The 25,957-nt window shown below is 37.9% G+C and carries 23 protein-coding genes; 11 read left to right on the top strand and 12 right to left on the bottom strand.

The genetic code is table 11. The features are described from left to right. Nucleotides 1-139 precede the first annotated feature (139 nt). Complete coding sequence (locus QPK98_RS04110) at nt 140-979, bottom strand: 1,4-dihydroxy-2-naphthoyl-CoA synthase (RefSeq protein WP_310991770.1); 840 nt, start codon at nt 977-979, stop codon at nt 140-142. A gap of 242 nt (nt 980-1,221) precedes the next feature. Between QPK98_RS04110 and QPK98_RS04105 the strand changes: the two genes are divergently transcribed. Continuing rightward, a complete protein-coding gene (locus QPK98_RS04105) occupies nt 1,222-1,698 on the top strand; it encodes a hypothetical protein (protein ID WP_310991769.1) in 477 nt (158 codons plus the stop codon). A gap of 67 nt (nt 1,699-1,765) precedes the next feature. Here QPK98_RS04105 and QPK98_RS04100 read toward each other — a convergent pair whose 3' ends face one another. Then, on the bottom strand, nt 1,766-2,596 hold the full coding sequence (locus tag QPK98_RS04100) for a CvfB family protein (RefSeq protein ID WP_310991768.1): 831 nt from the start codon (nt 2,594-2,596) through the stop codon (nt 1,766-1,768). A 299-nt stretch (nt 2,597-2,895) separates the two neighbouring features. On the opposite strand from QPK98_RS04100, the gene QPK98_RS04095 reads away from it, so the two are divergent. Then, complete coding sequence (locus tag QPK98_RS04095; RefSeq protein ID WP_310991767.1) at nt 2,896-3,300, top strand: hypothetical protein; 405 nt, start codon at nt 2,896-2,898, stop codon at nt 3,298-3,300. Here QPK98_RS04095 and menD read toward each other — a convergent pair. The 3 genes from menD to QPK98_RS04080 all read right to left on the bottom strand — a co-directional run bounded on the left by menD (nt 3,295) and on the right by QPK98_RS04080 (nt 6,590). After that, nucleotides 3,295-4,959 (bottom strand): 2-succinyl-5-enolpyruvyl-6-hydroxy-3-cyclohexene-1-carboxylic-acid synthase, encoded by a 1,665-nt coding sequence (gene menD / locus QPK98_RS04090; protein WP_310991766.1) that lies wholly within the window; start codon nt 4,957-4,959, stop codon nt 3,295-3,297. The two genes, QPK98_RS04095 and menD, sit on opposite strands and share 6 nt — an antisense overlap. Before the next feature lie 138 nt (nt 4,960-5,097). Then, entirely contained in the window at nt 5,098-6,165 is a 1,068-nt protein-coding gene (locus tag QPK98_RS04085) for an isochorismate synthase (protein WP_310991765.1), read from the bottom strand. After that, entirely contained in the window at nt 6,165-6,590 is a 426-nt protein-coding gene (locus QPK98_RS04080) for a PaaI family thioesterase (RefSeq protein WP_310991764.1), read from the bottom strand. Before QPK98_RS04080 ends, QPK98_RS04085 begins: the two co-directional genes overlap by 1 nt. 45 nt (nt 6,591-6,635) lie before the next feature. Here QPK98_RS04080 and QPK98_RS04075 point away from each other — a divergent pair, with 45 nt between their 5' ends. From QPK98_RS04075 to QPK98_RS04065, 3 genes are all read left to right on the top strand, one after another. Then, complete coding sequence (locus QPK98_RS04075) at nt 6,636-7,283, top strand: alpha/beta hydrolase (RefSeq protein WP_310991763.1); 648 nt, start codon at nt 6,636-6,638, stop codon at nt 7,281-7,283. Nucleotides 7,284-7,939: 656 nt separating this feature from the next. Then, nucleotides 7,940-9,436 carry a S10 family peptidase gene (locus tag QPK98_RS04070; protein ID WP_310991762.1) on the top strand — a complete coding sequence of 499 codons (1,497 nt, stop codon included), beginning with the start codon at nt 7,940-7,942 and terminating at the stop codon, nt 9,434-9,436. Between the two features lie 49 nt (nt 9,437-9,485). Beyond that, nucleotides 9,486-10,100: a DUF4403 family protein gene (locus QPK98_RS04065; RefSeq protein WP_310991761.1), complete on the top strand. Its 615-nt coding sequence runs from the start codon at nt 9,486-9,488 to the stop codon at nt 10,098-10,100. A gap of 175 nt (nt 10,101-10,275) precedes the next feature. On the opposite strand, the gene dnaK is transcribed toward QPK98_RS04065, so the two are convergent. Continuing rightward, a complete protein-coding gene (gene dnaK / locus QPK98_RS04060; protein WP_310991760.1) occupies nt 10,276-12,198 on the bottom strand; it encodes a molecular chaperone DnaK in 1,923 nt (640 codons plus the stop codon). 191 nt (nt 12,199-12,389) lie between these two features. On the opposite strand from dnaK, the gene QPK98_RS04055 reads away from it, so the two are divergent. From QPK98_RS04055 to QPK98_RS04040, 4 genes are all read left to right on the top strand, one after another. After that, a complete protein-coding gene (locus QPK98_RS04055; RefSeq protein ID WP_310991759.1) occupies nt 12,390-13,682 on the top strand; it encodes an MFS transporter in 1,293 nt (430 codons plus the stop codon). A 263-nt stretch (nt 13,683-13,945) separates the two neighbouring features. Then, nucleotides 13,946-16,975: a DNA polymerase III subunit alpha gene (locus QPK98_RS04050; RefSeq protein ID WP_310991758.1), complete on the top strand. Its 3,030-nt coding sequence runs from the start codon at nt 13,946-13,948 to the stop codon at nt 16,973-16,975. Between the two features lie 134 nt (nt 16,976-17,109). Next, nucleotides 17,110-18,327 carry a DNA polymerase IV gene (gene dinB / locus QPK98_RS04045; RefSeq protein WP_310991757.1) on the top strand — a complete coding sequence of 406 codons (1,218 nt, stop codon included), beginning with the start codon at nt 17,110-17,112 and terminating at the stop codon, nt 18,325-18,327. 130 nt (nt 18,328-18,457) lie between these two features. Beyond that, on the top strand, nt 18,458-19,882 hold the full coding sequence (locus tag QPK98_RS04040) for an L-serine ammonia-lyase (RefSeq protein ID WP_310991756.1): 1,425 nt from the start codon (nt 18,458-18,460) through the stop codon (nt 19,880-19,882). A 3-nt stretch (nt 19,883-19,885) separates the two neighbouring features. Here the strand turns inward: QPK98_RS04040 and QPK98_RS04035 are convergent, their stop codons facing one another. Then, the gene (locus QPK98_RS04035) at nt 19,886-20,350 is read right to left on the bottom strand and encodes a nuclear transport factor 2 family protein (protein ID WP_310991755.1); all 465 of its coding nucleotides are present in this window, start codon (nt 20,348-20,350) and stop codon (nt 19,886-19,888) included. Between the two features lie 71 nt (nt 20,351-20,421). Here QPK98_RS04035 and panB point away from each other — a divergent pair, with 71 nt between their 5' ends. Both panB and QPK98_RS04025 read left to right on the top strand, forming a co-directional pair. Further along, nucleotides 20,422-21,240 (top strand): 3-methyl-2-oxobutanoate hydroxymethyltransferase, encoded by an 819-nt coding sequence (gene panB / locus QPK98_RS04030; RefSeq protein WP_310991754.1) that lies wholly within the window; start codon nt 20,422-20,424, stop codon nt 21,238-21,240. Nucleotides 21,241-21,320: 80 nt separating this feature from the next. After that, nucleotides 21,321-21,980 carry an RluA family pseudouridine synthase gene (locus QPK98_RS04025; protein WP_310991753.1) on the top strand — a complete coding sequence of 220 codons (660 nt, stop codon included), beginning with the start codon at nt 21,321-21,323 and terminating at the stop codon, nt 21,978-21,980. Here QPK98_RS04025 and QPK98_RS04020 read toward each other — a convergent pair whose 3' ends face one another. From QPK98_RS04020 to QPK98_RS04000, 5 genes are all read right to left on the bottom strand, one after another. After that, nucleotides 21,981-22,634 (bottom strand): response regulator, encoded by a 654-nt coding sequence (locus QPK98_RS04020; protein ID WP_310991752.1) that lies wholly within the window; start codon nt 22,632-22,634, stop codon nt 21,981-21,983. Continuing rightward, nucleotides 22,631-23,431, bottom strand: a complete 801-nt coding sequence (locus QPK98_RS04015; protein ID WP_310991751.1) for a sensor histidine kinase — start codon at nt 23,429-23,431, stop codon at nt 22,631-22,633. Before QPK98_RS04015 ends, QPK98_RS04020 begins: the two co-directional genes overlap by 4 nt. Then, nucleotides 23,386-24,090: a hypothetical protein gene (locus QPK98_RS04010; protein WP_310991749.1), complete on the bottom strand. Its 705-nt coding sequence runs from the start codon at nt 24,088-24,090 to the stop codon at nt 23,386-23,388. The genes QPK98_RS04015 and QPK98_RS04010 overlap by 46 nt, the downstream gene beginning before the upstream one ends. 6 nt (nt 24,091-24,096) lie before the next feature. Then, nucleotides 24,097-24,447 carry a hypothetical protein gene (locus QPK98_RS04005; protein ID WP_310991748.1) on the bottom strand — a complete coding sequence of 117 codons (351 nt, stop codon included), beginning with the start codon at nt 24,445-24,447 and terminating at the stop codon, nt 24,097-24,099. A 151-nt stretch (nt 24,448-24,598) separates the two neighbouring features. Continuing rightward, nucleotides 24,599-25,723 carry a DUF2891 domain-containing protein gene (locus QPK98_RS04000; protein WP_310991747.1) on the bottom strand — a complete coding sequence of 375 codons (1,125 nt, stop codon included), beginning with the start codon at nt 25,721-25,723 and terminating at the stop codon, nt 24,599-24,601. Between the last annotated feature and the right edge of the window lie 234 nt (nt 25,724-25,957).

The raw sequence follows: 25,957 nt of genomic DNA, 5'->3' as shown, positions 1-25,957 counted from the left end.
TAAACTGGAAAACGTAATTTATCATCAATTAAACCATTGCATAATCAATATTGCCCCAGACCATAGCTAAGTATTTCTAGCAGTAAGTCCGCTATAAACTAAGTAAAGCTACTGAATTACTGACTACCGAATACTGAATTTACGGCAACCACTTTTTATCAAAATTTGGCTTACGTTTTTCTAAAAACGCATCCCGACCTTCCTTGGCTTCATCAGTCATATAGGCAAGACGCGTGGCTTCACCCGCAAAAACTTGTTGACCCACCATTCCGTCATCGGTTAGGTTCATTGCAAACTTTAGCATTTTTATGGAAGTTGGTGATTTTGCAAGTATTTCCTGAGCCCATTCATAAGCTGTGTCTTCCAGCTCGGCATGTGGAATAACGGCATTAACCATTCCCATTTCATAAGCTTCTTGTGCGCTGTAATTTCTTCCGAGGAAAAAGATTTCACGTGCCTTCTTCTGCCCTACCATTTTAGCGAGATACGCACTTCCGTAGCCCCCGTCAAAACTGGTTACATCGGCATCGGTCTGTTTAAAAATTGCGTGTTCCTTACTCGCCAAGGTTATATCGCAAACCACGTGTAAACTATGACCGCCTCCTACTGCCCAACCCGGAACCACGCAAATAACAGCTTTTGGCATAAAACGAATTAACCGCTGTACATCAAGAATATTTAATCTGTGATATCCGTCATCGCCCACATAGCCTTGATGGCCACGAGCTTTTTGATCGCCGCCACTACAAAAACTATAAACGCCATCTTTAGACGAAGGTCCTTCGGCAGAAAGTAGTACAACGCCAATGGAAGTATCTTCTTGGGCATCGTGAAATGCGTCTAGTAATTCTGAAGTAGTTTTAGGGCGAAACGCATTGCGTATATCAGGTCTGTTAAAGGCTATACGTGCTACTCCGTTAGCTTTTTTATAAGTTATATCGGTATATTCTTTTGCTGTTTTCCAGTTGGGTGAAGTCATATTTGTCATTTTTATTTCCAAAGATATAAATTGTTTCTGGTTTATGGATTGTTGAATTTTTTAATACCGTCAACAAGCTATCTACTTGCAATTAAACCATACACTATATTCAATACGAAACACTTTCTTCTTTCGCTGGGCATGGTGTCAGTTTTAACGTGCTAAAAGGCTTGATTTTACTGCTATAATCTTCCATTTAAAATCTATTTAATCTTGGCTCAAATTTTGATACCTTTGTACTTATGAAAAAATGGTTGTTTCTTATAGCATTATTTCCGTTGCTAGCTTCGGCCCAATTTGACTTTGAGACCAATAAATTTAAGTTAGATTTTGTTGATCTTCCCGAGATTGAAAGTCTTATGACGTCTTCCCTGCCCTCAAACTCCAATTTATCGAATACGTACTCCAATAAACTACCTTCTTTTAAATTGAGTAAGGAAAATTACCGGGAACCTGTAAGTATGTTTGAAGCCGTAACAGCGAGTGAAAACACATTAAAATCAAATATTACAATTTCTTTAGACCCTAGAGAATATGGGGTATTTACAAGCGATAAGAACTTACGTGTTGATGGAGCAACCAAGGTTCGGAATGCGGTTTATGAAGACGCTTCTCAACCTTTTTTATATCATTACCCAAGTTATAACCGGCGTAATAGATCTACTGGTTTTGGAATATACGGCGGGTATTCGCCCTATAGATATGGGCACAGATATTAAACCGGTTTATATTTTTAACCGATCTACGAAGAGTAATCTAGCTATTGAATTAAATAACTAACAGCTTCTAAACCAATTCAATTCCATCACTTTTAATTACAATCTGTTTGTCTTTATAAAGTGTGCCAATGGCTTTTTTAAAACTCTTTTTACTCATTCCCAGCTGATTTTTGATGGTTTCTGGGTCAGATTTATCGTGAAGTGGCAAAAAACCTCCAGCGGCCTCCAACTCTTCCCGAATAAAGGTAGCGTTCGGCTCAATACTTTTATAGCCAGGCTTTTGAAGCACAAGGTCTATTTTATTATCTGGACGAATGTTTGAAATATAGGCTTTCAATGTATCGCCCGTACGGATATCTTCAAAAATATCCTCCATATAAATTAATCCTTTATGGACGCCGTTAACAATAACATTGGCTCCCGTTTCAGTTAAGTGAGTAACCAAAATATCTACTTCCTGAAACGCTTCAACAGTTAAAGTATCGTTTTGAAGAAAGTGATTGGTTTTACTAGAGCCTACCAACCTATTGGTTTTTTCGTCTATATATAGGTAAACAATATACCAATTTCCTTTTTTCATTGGTCGCGCCTGCTCCTTAAAGGGAACAAAGAGCTGTTTTTCCAAGCCCCAATCCATAAAAGCGCCGTATTCGGTAACATCACTACAGTGCAAGTACCCAAATGTATTTAGCTTTAAAAAAGGCTCAAGAGTTGTTGCAATGGGTCTTTCTTCGTTATCTAGATAGATAAAAACGGAAATTTCATCGCCAATTTCATATTCTTCTGGCTTGTATCTATGTGGTAAAAGTACCACATTTTCAGCATCATCACCCAAGTATAGCCCCGGTTCGGTTTCCCGAAGAATCTCTAAAGTATTGTATTCGCCCAATTTTATCATAACTGCAAAGGTAGTGTTTCTACTTACAAAAAAGTAACTTAAATAAATATGATTAAGAGGCTATTCCTTCGACTAATCTGTGGTTAGATTGAGTAAAAAAAGGCTTGGAAAAATTATTGAAAATTTCGTTTTAATTATCTGAGAAAAATCCGAAATTTACGATGTGTATATCTTTTAATCAAAAACAAAGTTAAATGCTATACGCCTATAATTATATAAGACAAATAAAAACTTTTGAAACTATGATTTTTTAAGGCATTTTAATTCTCATAAAAAAGCAGTAATTTTCACTCTAAGTTATGAATCATACCTCCAAACATAAGCTCCCGGCTGAATTTCAACTAAGTGACGTAATTGAAACTGAAATTGGCACGGTCTATATTTATGATAATATTTTAATATTTGAAGCAAATGAAGGGATAGTACTTTCTTATAAAACTGGGTTTTCAATACTCCTTAAAAGTTTACGCATACTTAAAACCAAACCGTGGATATATATTTCTAATCGTGTAAACTCCTATTCTTTTAACACCATGGATCTTAAGTATCTGAACCATGTACCAACCCTAAAAGCCATTGCTGTCGTTAACCATTCAGAATACAGTAAAATGAATGCGGAACTTGAAGATAAGTTTATTAGCAAACCATTTAAAACATTTTATAACGTTTATGATGCAGCAGATTGGGGTAAGGCCTATTTATAAAATAAACTCAAAATACTCCAGTAACACTTTATCATTTAAGGTTGAAGGTGTGAAAATTTCTAATAAGGACGGCTTTTCATTTTGAAGGAAGAAATCTTTTAGTTTGGTTGATAATTCCTCTTTCGTATCAATTGAAACGTAATTGAAGCCGTACATTGCTGAAAGATGTTTCGCATTTAGCTCGTGTTTTGTTTCAAAGTAAGTATCAAAAACTTCAGAATCCTTTTCTCCGGGCAAAATTCTAAAAATCCCACCTCCCCCATTATTCACGAGAATAATTTTAAAGTTCTTCGGAATGTAATTATTCCAAAGCGCATTGCTATCATAAAAAAAGCTAACATCGCCTGTTAAAAACACCGTTGGCAGTTCTGAAGCCAATGCAGCGCCAACTGCTGTGCTGGTACTACCATCAATCCCGCTTGTTCCCCGGTTGCAAAAAACCTGTACAGACGGATCAATATTAAATAGTTGTGCATACCGAATGGTGGCGCTGTTACTCAACTGAAGCTGAATGTTTTTGGGAAGTTGGTTAAACACTTCACAAAAAACCATAAAATCTGAATATGGTATGGCTTCCTCATATACTTTATGGCGAAGCAATCGATGCGCCTTTACCGATAACCACTGCTTTTTGTAAGTACTATCAACTTTGGCTGTCTTCGGAAGAAACTGGGACAAAAAGTAGTTGATATTAGTTTTAAAGTGGTGTTTTAAGACAAAGAAGGTATCGTATGCTTTTTTCGAATCTACATGCCAATGTTCCTCAGGTGGAGAATTTCGTAAAAATGCTTTTATTCTTTTTGAAACTACCATTCCGCCAAAACTCAGTAAGATATCGGGCTGCAATTCTTTAAACTCATCCGCGTTTAACGGACTTATAAGCTGATCAATAGCCGAAATATAGTTTTTATGGTGAATATTAGAGGTAGTCTCAGTCAAAACCAAAACGCTATCATCTTTTGCCAAATGCTCCACAAACTGTTGTTCCAAACTATTGGGTTCAAGAACGCCCACCAATATCATTTTTCTTTTACTCGCGTTCCACTTTTTGAGGAATGGGGTTAAATCTTCTTTTAAAGTTTCGGTTTCTATTCGTGGGGCAACGTTTTGTGGCCAAACCAATTGATTTTCGGTAGTTTCATATAAAGGTTCAGAAAATGGAATATTAATGTGAACCGGACCATCTAACTCCATGGCACTATTAAGCGCCGTATTTATTTCGGTTTCATTTTTCACTTGAAAATCTTGGCCTTCAAGACAATTGGCACTGTAGAGAATATGGTTTTTAAAAACGTTTTCTTGCCGTATCGTCTGGCCATCACCAATATCAATTCGCTCGGCCGGTCTATCTGCCGAGATAACAACTAATGGGATATCACTGTAAAACGCCTCTGCAACCGCTGGATAATAATTTAGTAAAGCCGAACCTGAAGTACAAAGAACGGCAACCGGCTTTTTTAATTGCTGTGCCATCCCCATGGCAAAAAATGCCGCACAGCGCTCATCTACAATGCTGTAACTTTTAATATCAGGGTGTGCTCCAAAACCAATAGTTAATGGGGCGTTTCGGGATCCTGGAGAAATTACTATATTATTTATGCCCTTTTCCAAACATAGTTGAATAAGGGTTTGTGCAAGAGGTTTGTTGGTAAATTTCATGGGGTATAAAGGTACAAATAGCTTTAAAATATTAGGTGATTGTCTGCCTAAAAAAGGACTCGATGACTTGACGACGTACGACTAAACGACCTACGACTTCACGACTTGATGACTTACGTCAAGTATTAAAAACTCGCCTTAACTCAACATAGGTTTTAATACGTGTAACATTGTTTGCATTTTATTCTGGGTTTCCTCCCATTCTTCTTTAGGGTCTGAATTGCGTGTTATGCCACCTCCCACAAAAATTCGAGCAATATTTTCCTGAATTTTCATACATCGCAAATTCACCATAAGCGAAGCCGAAGTGCCATTTTCTAAAATTGGCCCTACAAAACCCGTGTAATACGCTCGTGGATAGCCTTCATTTTTAATTATATATTCTTGCGAAGCTATTTTAGGATTTCCGCCAACCGCCGGCGTTGGGTGAAGCGCATTAGCCACGGCAGCTAAGGTGGTTTCTTGGTTGAGCTTCCCCGTGATATCCGTTCTAAGATGCAATAAAGATCCAGCCCGGTACGTATAAGTATCTGAAACCTGTAAGGCTGTAGCAGCCATTTTTAGCTTCTCTAAAATCATATCAGTAACCTGTTGTTGTTCGTCCTTTTCCTTTGGGCGCCAACTAACCGTTTCGCTTCCCGTATAAGCTTGCGTCCCCGCTAAGGCCATTGTTTTAAAGGCATCATTTTTAACCTGAACCAATGTTTCTGGGGTGGCACCACACCAAATTCCGGTTTTAGGGTGAAACCATATATATCGAAAAGCAGTAGGATAGGCAGAAAACAGACGTTTCAGTAATAAAATAACAGAAAAATTGTGAAGCTGGAAGTCTTTTGGACGAGAAATTACAATTTTACTGGCTTCGCCCTGTTTTATTGTTTCAATGGTATTGGATAATAATTTGCAATATCTGTTTTCTTCATTCTTTCCACTCGATGTGGGAACAGGAACCACGTTAAAAACATCTTTTACAAATTCAGTTTGAAATACTCCCGATTCATTTGCGGGTATAAATAAGGAAACGCCCTTATAATCAAATGGAGCGAGAACAAAGCCCGGTTTATTTAACGCAGTTGCCACGTGCAAGCTGTCATCGTTCTGAAATATGCTATGCAGCAAATCAGTTTCGGGAAATGAATATATTGCAAAGGGTAAGTTTTTGCGATAATGTCTCGCAATTTTTTCAGTTAATACATTAAAATCCATTACTTATTCTTTGGTAAACTAAGCGTTGTGAGCTTTACAAGAGAGACCAGGTCGTCGTCCTCATTGGTGATTTTTATTTGCCAGAGTTGGGTGGTTCTTCCTTTATGAAGCATGCTCGCATGGGCGTAAACATAACCTTCTCGAACACTTTTTATATGGTTTGCTGCTATTTCAATTCCACGCACAATAAAATTATCTGAATTTAGAAAAAAGTATGCTCCTGCACTGCCTACACTTTCGGCCAAAGCTACCGAGGCTCCACCGTGCAAAACCCCATCGGGTTGATGGACTCTTGGAGTAACCGGCATTCGGGCGATTAAAAAATCGTCTCCTATTTCTGTAAATTCTATTTCTAAGGTTTCCATCAACGTGTTCTGACACATTTTTTTGGAAATTGCTAATACTTCTTCTTTGGTGTACTTCATACTATTCAATTACTTTTGTAAAAATACAAATTTGAAACTTAGAAAATGAGCCTCCAAAAAGAAGTATCCTACCAAACCTCAAATACCTATTCAACCTTAAATACCTTATCAGAAAAGACCAAGAACGTTTGGCTAGTTTTTCATGGGATGGGCTATTTGAGCAAATACTTTATCAATTATTTTTCAGAATTAAATACAGATGAAAACTATATTATTGCGCCGCAAGCACCGTCAAAATACTATCAGGATAAAAAATTTAAGCACGTAGGCGCTTCTTGGTTAACGCGAGAAAATACAACTGCCGAAACCGAAAACATCCTAAATTATATAGACGCTGTTTATAATGAGGAATTATCAGGAAATACTCCAAACCTTATTGTTTTGGGGTATTCGCAAGGAGTTTCCATTGCGGCAAGATGGGTAGCGAGGCACAAAATTCAGTGCAACAAGTTAATTTTACATTCTGGCGCAATTCCAAAAGAACTAAAGCCTAAAGATTTTGAGTTTTTAAACACCTCAACCCAGGTAATTTACCTCTACGGAAACAAGGATCAATACGTTACCGAAGCTCGTAAAACCGAAGCGGAATTAAACGGCTCAAAGCTTTTTAAAGACCGCCTAACAGTTCAGGTTTTTGAAGGAGTTCACGAAGTAAATAAAGATTTTATTTTAACCGTTTCTAAAGAAGCCTAAATTGTAGTTGCTAGATATCTAGTTTGTGTTTTTTTATTTTAGCTCATTATTTTTATCACTTACGTGGGTTACCGAAGATTTCATGTTTCCCCTTTTTGAAGCCAAATTCCATGTTTTTATACATTAGTGTCCGATTAAAAGAGTGAGAAAATCTGTTGAGTCAAAGATAATAGGCAATAAGAATGTTTTTATTTAATGACAGCATGCTATTATACTTAGCATCAAAATTTATCAATTAAAAAGTATGTTTAATCAATTTTATCTAGTTTTCAATCTATTAAAAAGCAAGTCTTACGTCTTATGTCTTTCAGCGCAGCGGTCTTATATCTTAGTCGGACACGACTAGTTTTTATAGTAAAAAAGCTAGACAAAGCACCTATTTTATCGTTAAACGCCATTGCAGGTTTATAAATATTTATTACTTTGCTCGTTGCTTTTGGTTTAAGTAAGCCCCACTTACTTTCTCCAAATAGCTTAAAGCTTAATATTTGGTTAAAAAAGCTTTTATTCAGTGAGCGGCCTTTTTTAGGTCGCTCTTTTTTTTTTGAAAAAACCAATGATGTCACGTGAATAAAAACGATATTTATAAAAAGAACTTTTCTTCGCCTTAAAAAGCTTAGTGAGTTTTAATACAACACATAAAATCAAATCTCAAAATGCATAAAGTAACCTACATTTTCTTTCTCTTTTTAGCAATAAACTTATACGGTCAAAAAAGAACGGTTTTTAAAGACACCACCATAAGTACGCAACACAGGATTACGCTACAGAATAAAAACATAGATTATACGGCAACTACCGGAATGCAACCTCTTTGGAATGATAATAATGAAGTCATTGCCAGTTTGCATTATACCTATTATCGCAAAAACACAAAAAGCAAGAAAACAGGTCAGGAACGTCCATTGGTAATTTCTTTTAATGGTGGGCCAGGCTCTGCTTCGGCCTGGATGCATATTGCTTATACGGGGCCCAAGCTATTAAAAATTAGCGACGAAGGATATCCAGTGCAGCCTTACGGTATAAAAGACAACCCGTATTCTATCTTAGACGTTGCAGATATTTTATATGTGAATCCTGTAAATACCGGGTACTCCCGAATGGTAGAAGTCAATGAGAAAAAGCCAAAAAGAGAACAGTTTTTTGGGGTAAATGCAGACATACGCTATTTGGCAAAATGGCTGAACACCTTTGTAAGCAGAAACAACAAATGGTTAGCACCTAAATACTTAATTGGTGAAAGTTACGGCGGCACAAGGGTTTCCGGCTTGGCACTCGCTCTACAAAAACAACAATGGATGTACCTGAACGGGGTGATTTTGGTTTCTCCGGCAGATTACCTCACTTTTGAATCAGATACGCCGCTGTCTGCTTCCTTATTTCTACCTTATTATACTGCTACGGCTTGGTATCACAAACAGTTGCCAGGTAAATTGCAAAACCAAGATCTGGAAGAAGTTCTAAAGGCCTCTGAAGATTATACCTATAGTACGTTAATTCCAGCCTTGGCAAAAGGAAGCAGTTTAGAGCAAGTTGAAAAGCAAAAAATAGCTGCAGAATTGGAAACGATGACGGGTATTGATAAACAGCTTTTCATTGACAATCATTTAGCATTGCCCAGTCACGTATTTTGGAAAGAATTATTAAACCAACCGAACAACGACAAAACCATTGGCAGGTTAGATTCGCGATATCTTGGAATTGATAGAAGCCGAAGTGGTACAAGCCCAGATTATAACGCTGAATTAACCTCCTGGCTACATTCCTTTACCCCTGCCATAAATTATTATATGCGAGAGGAGCTCAATTTTAAAACAGACCTTAAATATAATATGTTTGGACCCGTGCATCCTTGGGACAAAACCAACAACAATACCCGTGAGCAATTACGACAAGCAATGGCGCAAAACCCATACCTCAACGTATTATTTCAAACCGGGTATTATGACGGTGCAACCACTTACTTTCATTCCAAATACACCAAAAATCAATTGGACCCCGGAGGAAAGATGAAAGGTCGGGTTGATTTTAAAACCTACCGAAGCGGCCACATGATGTATTTACGCAAAGAAGATTTAAAAACTGCAACCGAGGATATTCGCGAGTTTATAAAAAACAGTATGCCCAACGAAGGAAAGCCAGCAAAATATTAGAGCCCAGTACATTTGAATTCTTTTTCCAACCAATTGAAATATTAAATTCATGGAAAAACCTTATACAGAAAACGGAATTAAAATTCTTTTACCGGTTCAAATAAAGCTAGAAACCGTAGAGAAAAAACTGCAAGAAGAACTTATTGGGTTTAAAATAAGAAAAGATGGCGCAGATGATGGTAGCTTATACGGTGAAGTTATTGCTATAAATTTGTTCGCTGGCTCGCAGAACTACGATTTAGATTTAGAACTGGAATTGCTGACTAAAACAAAGCTCTTTAAAGGTAAAAGCCTAAAAGTAGATATACAGTTAAAGCTTAGCTTTGATCAACAACAACAAACAATCAATTTAAACCATTATAAGGCAACAGGAGAAAACGACAGTTGGCTTGCCAATAAACTTATCGATTTTCTTTTAAATAGCTTTATACGAAGAAAGGTTTTAGATAAATCGAATTTTCTTTTACAGCCGAAGCTAAAAAATGTCAAAACCGAACTAAACGAAAAGCTAGAAAACCTATTAGAGGTTAAAAAAGGCGTTTTGCTTTATGGAAGTTTTCAAGATCTGTATTTAAAAGAAGTTTACTTCAAACAAAAACACTTGGTTGTCTTGGTGGCAGCCAATGGCAATCTAGCCGCCGAAGTATCGGAATTGGATTTTTAGATGAAATAGCTATTCTTTTTAGACGCTCTCTCGCTAAATGCATAACCCATAAAAAAACCGCAACCCCTTCAGGTTGCGGTTTTAACATTAATCTATATTGCTTGTGAATATCCCTCGACTTGGCTCGGGATAAGCAATTTGCACATTTTCGCTTTTAACGAAAACGGCGCTCTGCTTACTTCACTTCTTCAAAATCTACGTCTTCAACATCGCTGTTTTCAGATCCGCCGTCAGTGCTACCTTGCTCAGGGCCTTGTCCTTCTCCGGGTTCGCCGGTTGGGGCACCTTGCTGGTCTGCTTGGGCTTTGTACATTTCTTCAGAAGCAGTCTTCCAAGCTTCGTTTATTTTATCTAAAGCTGGTTGAATGGTTTCAACTTCTTTAGTCTCGTAAGCTTTCTTAAGTTCTTCCAAAGCTTCTTCAATTGGTTTTTTCTTATCATCAGATAATTTATCACCAAATTCTTTTAATTGCTTTTCTGTTTGGAAGATCATGCCATCAGCCTCATTCAGCTTATCAACTTTTTCTTTCGCATTTTGATCGCTTTCAGCATTTGCTTCAGCATCTGCCTTCATCTTTTCGATTTCCTCTTCAGTCAATCCAGAAGAAGCTTCAATACGAATGTCTTGCGACTTGTTGGTAGCTTTATCAGTAGCACTTACTTTAATGATACCATTAGCATCAATATCAAAGGTTACTTCAATCTGTGGCGTACCTCTTGGTGCTGGTGGAATTCCGTCTAAGTGGAAACGGCCAATTGTTTTGTTGTCGTTTGCCATTGGACGCTCTCCTTGCAGTACGTGAATCTCAACACTTGGTTGATTATCTGCTGCAGTAGAGAATACTTGGCTCTTCTTAGTAGGAATAGTTGTGTTTGCCTCAATTAATTTGGTCATAACACCGCCCATAGTTTCAATACCTAGCGAAAGTGGTGTTACATCTAAAAGAAGTACATCTTTTACATCTCCAGTTAATACACCACCTTGAATAGCAGCACCTACGGCAACTACCTCATCTGGGTTTACCCCTTTATGTGGTTTTTTTCCGAAGAACTTCTCAACCGCTTCCTGAACAGCAGGAATACGAGTAGAACCACCTACAAGAATTACTTCATCAATATCACTTTTGTTTAATCCAGCAGCTTTCATTGCTTTTTCACAAGGTGTCATTGTTCTTTTTACAAGATCTTCAATCAATTGCTCAAACTTCGCACGAGTCAAAGTTTTTACCAAGTGTTTTGGTCCGCTAGAAGTAGCAGTAACATAAGGTAGGTTGATTTCAGTCTGTGCTGCAGAAGAAAGTTCAATTTTTGCTTTTTCAGCTGCTTCCTTCAAACGTTGCAATGCCATTGGGTCTTTACGAAGATCGAAGTCTTCATCTGCTTTAAACTCATCGGCTAACCAATTGATTATTTTTTGGTCAACGTCATCACCACCTAAGTGTGTATCACCATCTGTAGCAAGTACTTCAAAAACGCCGTCACCCAATTCAAGGATACTAACATCGTGCGTACCACCACCAAAGTCAAATACCACTACTTTTTGGTCGGTTCCTTTTTTATCAAGGCCGTATGCCAATGCAGCTGCAGTTGGTTCGTTAATGATTCGCTCTACTTTAAGACCAGCAATTTCACCTGCTTCTTTTGTTGCATGGCGTTGGCTGTCGTTAAAATAAGCAGGAACTGTAATTACTGCACCAGTAACGTCCTGACCCAAGTAATCTTCTGCGGTTTTCTTCATTTTCTGAAGAATCATCGCACTCAATTCCTGTGGTGTGTACATACGTCCGTCAATATCAACGCGGGCAGTGTCATTATCACCTTTTACCACTTTGTATGCTGCGTGTTCCGCTTCTTTTTTAGATTCGGAATACTTATTCCCCATAAACCGTTTAATAGAGCTAATGGTTTTGGTAGGGTTGGTTACCGCCTGACGTTTTGCAGGATCACCTACTTTAATTTCACCGCCTTCCACAAATGCAATTACAGAAGGAGTTGTTCTTTTTCCTTCGGCATTAGGAATAACCGTTGGCTCACTACCTTCCATTACGGCAACGCAGGAGTTGGTTGTACCTAAGTCGATTCCAATTATTTTACTCATAATAGTGTTGTTTGTTATTTGTTATTGTTGTGTATTCTTATTTTCGCTTTCTATAAGTCAATGATTATGCCAGCGAAAATATTCTGACAAGGTGTCATAAAATTATTTCTACATCTTTAAATTGCAGCAATTCAGGCAGTTTAAAAAAAATGGTATTTTTACGAAGATCTAACCTTTAACAAGTTTTCTTTTTGAAAAACGCTTCGCGCCAACACGTCTTTTATATTGCCTTACTTATTTTAGCGGGGGAAGCAGTTTTTATTCTTCCTTTTGTTTTGGCTCGGGTTTTTCGCGCTACGGTATTAGAGGTTTTTCAGGTTAATAACACGGAGTTGGGGTTTTGCTTTTCGGTTTATGGTGTGGTGGCATTGTTTTCCTATTTATTTGGTGGTCCTTTGGCAGACCGATTTCCGCCTAGAAAATTAATGGGTACGGCTTTACTATTAACTGCTTTGGGTGGCTTAATTTACGCCAACGCCCCTACACTACAAACATTAATCATTCTTTACGGTTTCTGGGGGTTTACAACAATATTTCTTTTTTGGTCGGCAATGATAAAAGCCACACGGGTTTGGGGCGGCAACGAAAACCAAGGCAAAGCATTTGGTTTTTTAGATGGTGGTCGCGGTTTGGTAGGGGCACTCTTTGGTCTATTGGGCGTTTTTGTATTTTCCTTATTCGTCCCAGACTCGCAGGCAAACTTAAACTCCGTTGCGCAAACCGAAGCTTTTCAATCTGTAGTCTATGTTTCTTCCACCTTAGTAGCACTTATAGGTGTGATGGTTTTCTTTTTTCTGAAAATTGACAAAAAATCTGAATCTACTACCCTTGAAAAAATAACATACCAAAATATAAAAACGGTATTAAAACTACCCGCCATTTGGTTATTGATGATAATAATCTTGTGTGCCTACGTAGGCTATAAAATAACCGATATATTTTCGCTCTACGCCAACGATGTTATGCGTTACAGCAAAGTAGAAGCCGCCGAAACAGGCACGTTTTTATTGTTTATTCGTCCCGTTGTTGGAGTGGTAATCGGGGTTCTTGCAGACCGTTCCTGCGCATCTGTTTATTTATGCCTTGGTTTTTTGCTTTCCATCTTTGGAGCAGTGCTCTTTGCCTCCGGAATTGTGGATGAAGGTACAGACATTTTGTTCTTTCTTTCCATAATAATTACCGCTGTTGGAGTTTACGCCGCTCGGGTTCTTTATTTTGCGGTTATGAAAGAAGGCAACATTCCCTTAAAGTTAACGGGAACAGCAGTGGGAATAATATCTTTTATCGGCTACACACCTGAAGTTTTTGCCGGACCTGCCATTGGTTACTTTCTGGATGCATCTCCAGGAAAAGAAGGGCATCAAGCGGTGTTTTGGATGCTGACAGTTTTCTCGGTAGTTGGTTTCATAGCATCAATAATCTTTTACAAAATCTCTAAAAGAAGTAGCAAAAGGCAGTTGCAGTTGGCAGTGGATAATGAGTAATTTTTAATAGATAGAGTTTTAATCAATTGCCGTTGGCTTCAGCCAACGGAAAATAAAACAGCAATAAAATGAGTTTAGCCACAATAAAAAAGTTACGCAACTGTGACTTAAGCCTAAAATAATGCTATTAAAAGTCCGTCTATTGAAGCAGACGGCAATTGGTAGGTTTCTAAGACTTCTTTTTGGGCATTTGATGTTTAATAATTTACAATTTATTTTCCAGTATTGGAAATATTCCATAATTTTGGAATAAATCCAGCTTTATGTTTTTAAATTGTCATACGTATTACAGCCTTCGCTATGGAACCCTAAAAATCAGCGACTTGCTAAGTTTAGGGCAACAAAACGGAACTACTTCCATGGCACTTACCGATATAAATTCTACCTCGGCTTGTCTGGAGTTTGTCCGTATTGCGCCTGATTATAATATAAGACCAATTCTTGGAGTAGATTTCCGGAATGGAGCAAAACAGCAATTTATATTACTGGCAGAAAACAATGAAGGTTTTAAAAATATAAATGAATATCTGTCAGAATTTCTACATCGGCGGAAGGGTTCAGAAAACCTAAAAACTCCTTCCAAGGCAAAACAACTTCCTAATACATTCGCAATTTATCCATTTGCTTCTTTTAAAGGGGAAACACTCGCTGAAAATGAATTTATCGGCGTAAAAATAGAAGATCTTAACCGCTTAAAGTTTTCACCTTGGAAAAACAGGCAAGAGAAGTTGGTGGTTCTACAAAGCGTCACTTTTCAGCATAAAAAAGGCTTTAATACTCACCGATTGCTTCGCGCAATTGACAATAACACCTTGCTTAGCAAATTGCCAGCTTCGGAACAAAGCAGCGAAAACGACGTGTTTATTTCCGAAGAAAGTTTAAAAAAGACATTTCAGGAATTTCCGCAGCTAATTAAAAATACAGAAACACTTTTAAAGCATTGTCACATTTCCTTCGATTTTTCAAAGGAAACCACACGTAACCAAAAATCATATACTGCCAATGAAGACCTAGATTTTCGTTTACTGAAAAAACTAGCTTATGCCGGAATTCATTATCGCTATAAACGTCCGGGCGAACGCGTGATGGTTCGCATTGAAAAGGAATTGAGTATTATCAAGGGAAAAGGGTTTGTTTCCTACTTTCTCATCAATTGGAAAATCCTGAAATACGCCCGTAGCAAGGGTTATTTCTACGTAGGTCGTGGTAGTGGTGCCAATAGCATTATTGCATATTTGCTTCGTATTACAGATGTTGACCCCGTAGAGCTGGATCTTTATTTTGAACGCTTTATAAATCTATATCGAAAAAATCCGCCCGATTTCGACATTGATTTTTCGTGGCAGGATCGCGATGACATTACCGATTTCATCTTTAAAACATTTAAAAACACCGCTCTTATCGCCGTTTACAACACTTTTAAGTTTAAGGCTTCCGTACGTGAGCTGGGGAAGGCTTTTGGACTGCCAAAGGAGGAAATCGATAGACTTTCAAAACAGAATTACGATTTTAAAAAACTGGATAAGCTTTCGCAATTGGTGATTATTTACAGCCAGTATATTCAAGGTTTCCCTAATTACCTCGGCATTCACGCTGGCGGGATTTTGATTTCAGAAAAACCAATCCATCATTATATCGCTACGTTTATGCCGCCAAAAGGCTATGCTACCACTCAGTTTGATATGGTAATTGCAGAAGACATTGGGCTTTATAAGTTCGATATTTTGAGTCAGCGCGGATTGGGAAAAATAAAGGATGCCGTAGAAATTGTAACGCATAACCATCCAAAAACACCCGCTTTAGACATTCACGACATAAAACGTTTTAAAAAAGATGAAAAAATTAAAGCCTTGTTGCGAAACGCACAGGCTATTGGTTGTTTTTATGTAGAGTCGCCTGCCATGCGGATGTTGCTTCGCAAGTTACAGGTGGACGATTATTTGGGGTTGGTGGCTGCCAGTTCGGTAATACGGCCGGGTGTTGCTAAAAGTGGAATGATGCGCGAATACATTTTGCGATATCGCTATCCCGAAAAAAGAAAAGAAGCGCATCCCGTTTTGCTGAATATTATGCCCGAAACCTACGGTGTAATGGTATATCAGGAAGATGTAATAAAAGTGGCGCATCATTTTGGTGGATTAGATTTGGGGGAAGCCGATATGTTGCGAAGAGGCATGAGCGGGAAGTTCCGTTCGCGGGAAGAGTTTCAAAAAGTAAAAGATCAGTTTTTTAAAAACTGTAAAAACTCCGGAAAAAACGAAGCTTTTACTGCCGAAGTTTGGCGGCAAATTGAAAGTTTTGCTGGCTATGCTTTTGCCAAGGGACATTCCGCTTCTTATGCCGTAGAAAGCTATCAAAGCCTTTTTTTAAAAGCCTATTTTCCGTTGGAATATATGGTAGCCACCCTAAACAATGGCGGTGGTTTTTACAGTGTAGAACTCTATGTGCACGAAGCGCGAATGAACGGCGGAAATATACTGCAACCTTGTATCAATCGCAGTTACGGCAAAACAATTATTGATGGGAAGGATATTTACATCGGTTTCGGGTTTTTGCAATCTTTAGAATCAAAACTCATTGATAAAATAATTACTGAACGCCATAAAAACGATGCCTTTGAAAGTCTGGACGATTTCCTAGAACGCGTTTCCATTGGGATGGAACAAATGACAATTCTTATAAAAATAAACGCTTTTCGTTTTACAGGAAGAAACAAACGCGAATTGCTTTGGGAAGCCTATATGAAAATAAACAAGGTGAGTTTTGAAGAAAATGTGTACACCCTTTTTAAACAAAAAAAGATTGATTACAAAACCCCTTCCCTACCACACACCGCGCTGGAAGACGCTTTTGACGAAATGGAGCTCTTGGGGTTTCCATTGTGCAGCCCTTTTGATTTGCTTATAAATCCTTCTGAAAACAAGTTGCGAGCAACACATCTTCCACAATTTATAGGGAAGGTTATAAGCATTGAAGGATATTTAATAACTACCAAGAGAACGCGGACTTCGAAAGGTGATTATATGTACTTCGGAAACTTTATTGATCGCAATGGTCATTTTGTGGATACCGTACATTTTCCGCCGGTAGCCAACAAGTATCGCTTCCGCGGAAAAGGAATTTACAACATCACCGGAAAAGTAACGGAAGAATTTGATTGTATAAACATAGAAGTGATAAAAATGGAACGATTGGCGATAATTCAGGATCCGAGGTATAGCTCCGTCCCCCTAGCCCCCGAAGGGAGAACTGTTACGGACAATAGACGTAAAACAATAAAACCTAGGACGTGAGATTAAAAAAAGTTAAAAATTCCTCCCCTTTTTTCAAGGGAGAGCCTGTACCGAATTTATTTCGGTATGCCGAAGGCGGAGGGAATCCTTCAGTTTTAAGTCTCAAATCTCATGTCTAAAATCTCAAATCTAACATGAACAACAAAAGAAACATAGTACACATGGATTTGGACACTTTTTTTGTGTCCTGCGAACGTTTGTTGGATAGCAAACTCATAGGAAAGCCTGTATTAATTGGTGGCACAAGCGATCGCGGCGTGGTAGCTTCGTGCAGTTATGAAGCGCGCTCTTTCGGAATCCACTCCGCAATGCCTATGAAATTGGCCAGACAGTTATGTCCTGAAGCGATTGTAGTTCGCGGCGATGCCGGTACTTATAGTAAATTTTCAGAAAACGTTACCGATGTTATAAAAGAAAGCGTACCACTTTATGAAAAAGCTTCTGTAGATGAGTTTTATATTGATTTAACAGGAACGGATAAGTTTTTTGGCTGCGAAAAACTGGCTTCCGAACTACGGCAACGGATTATAAAAGAAACTGGACTGCCTATTTCTTTCGGACTTTCCATAAACAAAACTGTTTCAAAAATAGCAACTGGCGAAGCAAAGCCAAACAATCAGATCCATATTTTAAAAGGAACAGAAAAACCCTTTCTTTCGCCTTTATCTGTCAATAAAATACCAATGGTGGGCGAAGTTACCTACCGTGCTTTTTGCGATTTAGGCATAAAACAGATAAAAACCATTCAGGAAATGCCTGTGGAAATGATGCGGAAAGTCTTTGGAAAAAACGGGCAGACCATTTGGCAGAAAGCAAACGGGATAGACAATACACCGGTACAACAATACACCGAGCGCAAATCTATTTCTACCGAGCGCAGTTTTGACCGCGATACCACCGATGTAAAAAAGTTAGAAGGAATAATCATTGCAATGACAGAAAATTTAATTTTTCAACTGCGACGTGGCAATAAGCTTACTGCTTGCGTAACTTTCAAAATACGGTATTCCGATTTTAAAACTTATACCATGCAGCAAAAAATATCGTATAGTTCGGCAGATCATAAAATTATTCCCGTAGTGATGGCACTTTACAAAAAACTGTACCAACGCAGGCTTTTAGTACGGATGGTGGGCGTTAAATTTAGTCATTTAGTAGAAGGTGGATTTCAAATAGACCTATTTGACGACAATGAAAAAACAATCAGCCTCTATCAGGCCATGGACAAAATGCGTGACCGTTACGGCGACCGTGCCGTGATGCGCGCCGCAGGGATGGAGGCCAAAAGTATTGGGCGTTGGAATCCGTTTACAGGTGCGCCACCACCACTTTTGCCCAACAGGAGAAGATAAGCTCAATGGCCGGCAGGTTTGCTATTTATAAGGTGCTTCAATAATCATTATTGCAAAAATGCTGTCATAGTGCCGAATTCTTCATACATAATAAAATAAGATGCTATCTTTGTTATTAAAAGATATATATATGGAGAGTATCAGTGTTTTTGACATGTTATCAATTGGCGTTGGGCCATCAAGTTCACATACATTAGGGCCTTGGCGTGCCGCTTTACGATGGATTGAGGAGTTAAAAGAAAAAAATCAATTTAAAGAGGTTGTGGGAATAAAGGTAGATCTATATGGCTCTTTGTCGCTTACTGGCAAAGGTCACGCAACTGATTTGGCTACAATGTTGGGCTTATGTGGTTTTGATCCTGTTACCTTTCCTATTGAAAATATTGAAAAAGAGATTGATTTTATCACCTCAGAAAACAAACTAAGCTTAAACGGAGAGCGCGATGTTACTTTTACACCTGAAAAAGATATCGTATTCAACCGGAAGTTTCTAGATTTTCATCCCAATGGAATGACTTTTAGAGCTACTTTAAAAGACGGTTCGCAGGAATCTTCATCCTATTATTCCATAGGGGGCGGATTTACCGTTAAAGAAGAACGGAAACAAAAGAAAGCAAAACTTGAAAAATTTGCGCAATTTCCCTTTCCTATTCAAAATGGGGCCGAACTTTCAGCATATTGTAAGGCAGAAAACAAAAGCATTTCAGAAGTAGTACTCGAAAATGAAAAATCATTGCGAAGTGAAACTGAAATAACTGAAGGCCTACGGGAAATCTGGGAAGTAATGTTAGACTCCATGTATGTAGGCTCACACACTGAAGGCACACTACCCGGCGGACTCAATGTTACCCGAAGAGCCTTTGAGATGAACAAAAATTTAATTGGCGACACAAAATACAACGATGCTGAAGGGTGGATTGGTGCCATTAGAAATACAGAGGTTAAATTTCGTCAAATCTTAAAATGGGTTTCTTGCTTTGCCTTATCGGTAAATGAGGTAAATGCTTCTTTAGGTCGCGTGGTAACGGCACCTACCAATGGAAGTGCTGGCGTAATTCCTGCTGTAATGATGTACTATATGGTTATAGAAAACCACGATGCAAATTTTGATGATGTAAAAAGATATTTATTGACCGCAGGCGAAATAGGAAGCCTTTTCAAAAAAGGAGCTACAATCTCGGCTGCTTTAGGTGGATGTCAAGCAGAAATTGGTGTTTCCTCATCAATGGCCGCCGGTGCACTTTGCGAATTAATGGGCGGTACACCAGATCAATGTCTAATGGCTAGCGAAATTGCAATGGAACATCACCTAGGGCTAACTTGTGACCCAATTGCAGGCTTAGTACAAATTCCTTGTATTGAACGTAACGCAATGGGCGCTATAAAAGCAATAAACGCTTGCGAAATGGCACTTAATAGTGATCCCGCAAAAGCAAAAGTGCCTTTAGATAAAGTAATTGCAACCATGTGGGAGACCGCAAAGGATATGACCTCAAAGTATAAAGAAACAAGTGAAGGTGGTCTTGCCGTACAAGTAAATGTAAGTGATTGTTAAAAATTATTCGGAATTACAGCTTCCTATGCGTCGAGAATCGATGATGTTAATAATTTTCCAACTATCATCGGTATAAACCAAAGTGAAGGAAGTAGCGCCACAATGACTAAATGAGTCATTGGCATAAAAATAATAAGGCGACCATACGTGGGCAACATTACCATCGCTATTTACCATATAGTCCTTAAGGTTTATACGCCACTTTTGTTTTTTGGCCGTAATGGCAGCGTATTTTAATAATTCGGCAGGACTAAGGTTAAGCACAACATTTTCTTGGTCTTTACTGAGGTATGCTGTTTGAATGGATATATTGGGATGCATCACCGATTTCATTTTCAGGGTGTCGCCAGATTGATATCCATCCATATAAACATCAATAATTATTTTTCCGTTTTCCTTGGAAAGCGGGTTTTGGGCAATAGAAACGACGCCAAAAAGCAGGGGGAATACTATAATTATAAATTTCATAATGAAGAATTTAATTGGTTCCTACTCAAAAATAGTATTTTTACACATCAAAGCATTTATTATTTAAGATTATGTCAATAGCAAAAAAAGATTACAAACGTATCACTACCAAGACTTTGGTAGATATGAAAAAGAACGGAGAAAAAATTTCCATGCTCACTTCCTATGATTATACCATGGCAAAAATTGTGGATAGTGCTGGGATTGATGTCATATTGGTAGGCGATTCAGCCTCTAATGTTATGGCTGGGCATGAAACTACGCTACCCATTACTTTGGACCAAATGATCTACCATGCCGCTTCTGTAGTCCGGGGTATTGAGAGAAGTTTAGTGGTGGTAGATTTACCTTTCGGAAGTTATCAAAGTGATCCAAAAGAAGCACTGCGATCTGCTATTCGAATTATGAAGGAAAGTGGCGGCCATGCTGTTAAACTTGAAGGCGGTAAAGAAATAAAGGAATCCTTAAAACGCATTTTGAACGCCGGTATCCCTGTTATGGGCCACTTGGGGCTTACACCGCAATCTATTTATAAATTTGGAACCTACACCGTTCGCGCAAAGGAAGAAGCTGAAGCCAAAAAACTGATTGATGATGCCGTACTTCTCGAAAAAGTAGGTTGTTTTGCCATAGTTTTGGAAAAAGTACCTGCAAAGCTAGCCAAAGAAGTAGCCGAAAAAATAAGTATTCCCGTAATCGGTATTGGCGCTGGAAATGGTGTTGACGGACAAGTATTAGTTGTACACGACATGATTGGAATGACTCATGAATTCAATCCGCGCTTCCTACGAAGGTATCTTGATCTTTATACCGAAATGAAAAACGCATTTAGCACATATATCGATGATGTAAAAAGTGGTGATTTTCCAAATGACAGCGAGCAGTATTAAAACACAAACTCTAAACTTCGAACTCTTATATTATACGTATCTCAATTTCTAAAATCCATAGTACCAAAGACAACCTTCAAGTGCTGTTTGAAGACAATCATTTAATTATTGTCAACAAGCGCCCAGGAGATATTGTGCAGGGCGACAAAACTGGTGATACGCCACTTTCAGAAGTGGTAAAACAATATATTGCCGAAAAATACAATAAACCAGGAGCCGTTTTCCTTGGTGTTGTACATAGGTTGGATCGTCCCACAAGTGGCGTTGTGGTTTTTGCAAGAACCTCAAAAGCCTTGTCGCGTTTAAACAAAATGTTTTCAGAACGGGAAACGGAAAAAATATATTGGGCCATCGTAAAAAATTCGCCTCCCAAAACAGAAGATAGTCTCATTCACTATTTAAAGCGAAATAAAAAGCAAAACAAATCTTATGCCCATATCAATGAAGTTTCTAACAGTAAAAAAGCTGTTCTTCATTATAAATTAGTAAAAAATTTAGAGAATTACTCTGTGCTAGAGATTGTACTAGAAACAGGAAGGCATCATCAAATTCGTTCCCAACTAGCAAAAATAGGGTGCTCCATTAAGGGCGATTTAAAATACGGAGCAGATAGAAGTAATAAAGATGGCAGTATCCATCTTCACGCACAGCAGCTAAGCTTTATTCATCCCGTTCAAAAAGAAGAGGTTATTATTACAGCTTTACCTCCAGATGATGCGTTGTGGAAAGCGGCTTATTGATTACAGCTTCATTAAGTTATTTTTTAAGGCAAACATCACCAAGCCTACCCTGTTTTTAATGTTTAGGCGTTTAAAAAGATCTTGTCTATAACCATCAATAGTTTTGGGACTTAGATTCATTATATCAGCAATTTCTTTATAAGTCATTTCGGAACACGCCAATTTCATAAAGGTAAGCTCATTGTCCTTAAAATTGAGGTTGTTAACAGGGTTATCAGGGTTTAGAGCGTGTAGAAGTGTTTCTGAAACTTTTTCGGAGTGATAATATCCTCTATCCATCAGTTCAAGCAGTGCCTTGTTTAAAATTTCTGGATGGATATCCTTCAACAAATAACCTTTTGTTCCCTTCCGCAGCATTTTTAATATAGTTTGTTCATCATCTTCCATGGAGAGCGCCAAGGTTTTTATTTCAGGATGGTTTTCAGTAAGCCATTCAGCTGTTTCAAAGCCATCCATAACGGGCATATTAATATCTAATAAAATAATATCTGGCGTCTTATCAGATTTAGCAATCATTTTCTGAAGTTCTTCCCCATTTTTAGAGTGGTAAAGCACCTTAAAATTAGCAAAGGTGTTTATTAGCCGTTCTAATGAACTTGCAAAAAGTGAGTGATCATCAACTATAACAACGGTATATTCGTTTTCTTTCTTCATGGCAGGCTTCTATAAGGGTATTTTAGCAAGAGTTCCGTTCCTTTTCCTATTTCTGAAATTATGGAATATTCGGCATTTAAAAGCTGAGCTCTTCCCCGCATAGTTTCCATCCCTGAACTGTGGGTTTTTTGTGAAGTATCAAAGCCAACGCCATCATCTTTGGCAGTTATATCCAAGGTTTTTTCATTATAGTCTAAATATACGAATAAATTTGAAGCCCTCGCATGTTTAATAATGTTTGAAAGAAATTCCTGCAGAATACGAAAAATAATAATTTCACTCGCACTATTAATAGGTACGGGATCACCTTGTACTCGTAAGGAAACATTTAAGTAACCCAACCGTTTAAACCTTTCCAATTCTACTTGCACAGACTCCATAAGGCCATTTTTAAGAACTACCTCATTGTTGAGTACCTTGGAGAGCGAACGTATTTCCTGAACACTATTTTGCACTACCCCCTTTACTTCCTTTACCTGATCTTGCAAAGGATCTGGAGCCGTGTTTATTAAAATATTTAGCTGAATATTTGCTACGGAAAGTAATTGCCCCACATTATCATGAAGCTCCCAAGCAATATTTTTAAGGGTTTGTTCTTGTATTTCTATTTTTGAGTTAGACAATTCTCGTTCATAGCGTTGCTCGGCCTCGTAACGCTCCTTAAGAAACTTATTTTTCCTACGTTGAAATGCTATTACAAAAACAATTGAGAATATTACAAAGAACAATAATATCGCAATAACGTAAACTATTAAAAGTTTTTCTTGGTCAAGTAAGGGGTCTTTGATTGCGAACATATTAAAAAGCCAACGATGTAGATGGAATAAAACAGAATGTTGATACCAAATATAATGTGTCTATACAAACTTACAAAGCCGGGATCAACTGAATTGCTGTAATAAACACTATAAATAAACAGGGGCGTTGCGCATAAATGGTAAAGCAAGGCTCCTACTGAAACATAAAACGGCAAACTACGCTGAACCACTAAAATTTGATTACTCTTAAGTAATTCTAAGTAATAAAACGAAATGCTGATAAGAACCAAAATGGTTCCCAAGACATTTGAGATTGGCAATAACCTCAGGAAAAAGCCTCCTGAAAACACTATTTCTGCTAGACTAACTACTAAGAAAGTAATAGCAAAAGCATTAACAATCTTTATTTTTACTTTATCTAATAAATGCCATTTAAAGTAGTTGATATAAAACAAATAGCTTATTAAGCCATATATGTTTCCAGACCAATAATTACTCTCGAAAACGGTTCCTTTTAAAAAACTAAAGTAACCAAAATATACAAAATATGCATACCAGTTAAAGAGTTCGATAAAAATAGTGATACCTAAAAACCAAACCAGATAATATGTTGGTTTAGATTTATTTTTCGAATAGTAAAAAAGTCCAAAAATAAAGGCTAAAAGCTCAAATAGGTTTATTAGAAGTGCTTCTGCCACTTGTTATTAATAAATTACAGGTGGAAAACCAGTTAATCCTTGATTTAATGGTCTTAAGCTATAGTTGTTTTCAGCTCCAAGTGAGGTGCCATTAGTTGGCACTAAAAATACGGTAGCTTTATTGGAAGCATCATTGTCGTAAGCCCCAAAGTAAATGCGAACTCCGGGCGGAGAGGTGCTATCACTTTGTTTTTTTATGTATTCTAAAAACTCTTCTAGCTCAGCTACGCTGAACAAAAATTCGCGCGAATCTTTATATCCTTGCGCTTGCTCAATAGTTTTGGCGCGTGTGGCCACCCAGTTATCTTGTAACTCTCTTGCTTCGGCAACAGTAATGCAGTTTATTGGTGTTGACATAATTAAAAATTTATTTAGTTGTAAACGAAGGTAGTAAAAACATTTAAATAAGGTTTTATTTCTTTGAATAAACAGGGAATTCCCTTTTTTCAATTAGGTATTTACCTATTTTATCACGAGAGCCTAAGAAAAGAAAAACGAACCCATTTCGCTATTTTTGGTGCAATGTATTGAGTGCATAAATAGCAAAGCTCCCCAGCCAATGTCCGCCTTCATAACTATCGCCCACAAGATTTGGGTATGAATAAGCAACGTGTTCATTTGCTAAGTTTTGAAGATGCTTGTACTTTGGAAACTGATTTGACAAACCATAAAACACCCATGCACGACTAAAGTTCAATCCATCTAAATGCACCAATTTGCCATCACTTCTATCGCTCACCTCCCCCACTTTTAAATGATAATTGGCATTGGCCAGTTGTGGCAAAAAGGAATCCATCCATCCTAAAAACTCTTCTGAAGTAAGTACACGTCGCATAATATCTACCTCCTCCAAACAAGGCGAGAGAAAATCATAACCGCTGGGCTCCCACGTTATGGGGCACGCTTTATCATTAAAATAAAAATGGCGAGCTCTTTTTTTAATTAATTTCTCTAATTCAGAATCTTGAGAAACCACAGCATAATCCAAGGCCATGGTTAACGCGAAGGCTGTATTAGAATGTTCACCAACACGAATGGGGTAATTCAACTTCGGAAGAAACTCTTTAAACCGAAGCACCATAATCTGTGTTAAAGGTTTTAGGTTATTCTCCAATTCACGCGCCAACGGATCGTTCCACGTGTGAAGTTCTTCGGAAAGTTTTAGCAACCATGCCCATCCATACGTTCTTTCAAAGGCTTTATTGATAGGCTTTTTGAAGTATTCGGCTTCAACGGCTACGTTTTCCAGAGTTATTTTTTCCTTGAGTAAATTCCGAACATCTTCGGCTTTATCCATTTCAGGAAATTGTTTTAACAAACTCACCATAGACCAATATCCATGAACGGCACTGTGCCAATCAAAACACCCATAAAATATGGGATGCACGGAGATGGGTTCAACCAAATCGGCTTTACTTTCTAATGTTTCACCAGGTTTATAAGGATATTCGGTACCTACGCAATGCAACGGCATTTCAATCAGTTTGTTTACTTCCGCCAAAGTAAATGTAGGCGCAGCGAATTTTTCGACAATTACTTCATCTGTTTTGGAGGTTTTTAGGGTTTCATCTTGCTTATTTTTGCAGCCAAACAGCAAGCTTAATGAAGCGAAGAATAGAATGAGTTTATTCATAAAACGGGAAATTTTCAATAAAGATAAAGTATAATACCAATTTAACCTCATATTGACGCATTCCGGCTCATTCATTTTCTGGATAAAATAGTATAAAACCAATCCTGTCCTAAATATTTAACCTGTTCATTTTTTCCATTGATGAAAAAACGAACCAAAAAAATCTAGGCTTACGAAATTTTCTCTAAATTTTTTGTTCGTCCCCTAAATTTTAGGAACTCGCCTTTAAATCCA

The sequence above is a fragment of the Aequorivita marina genome (assembly GCF_031631895.2).
GTDB lineage: Bacteria > Bacteroidota > Bacteroidia > Flavobacteriales > Flavobacteriaceae > Aequorivita > Aequorivita marina.
This window is presented reverse-complemented; position numbering and strand designations above follow the sequence as displayed.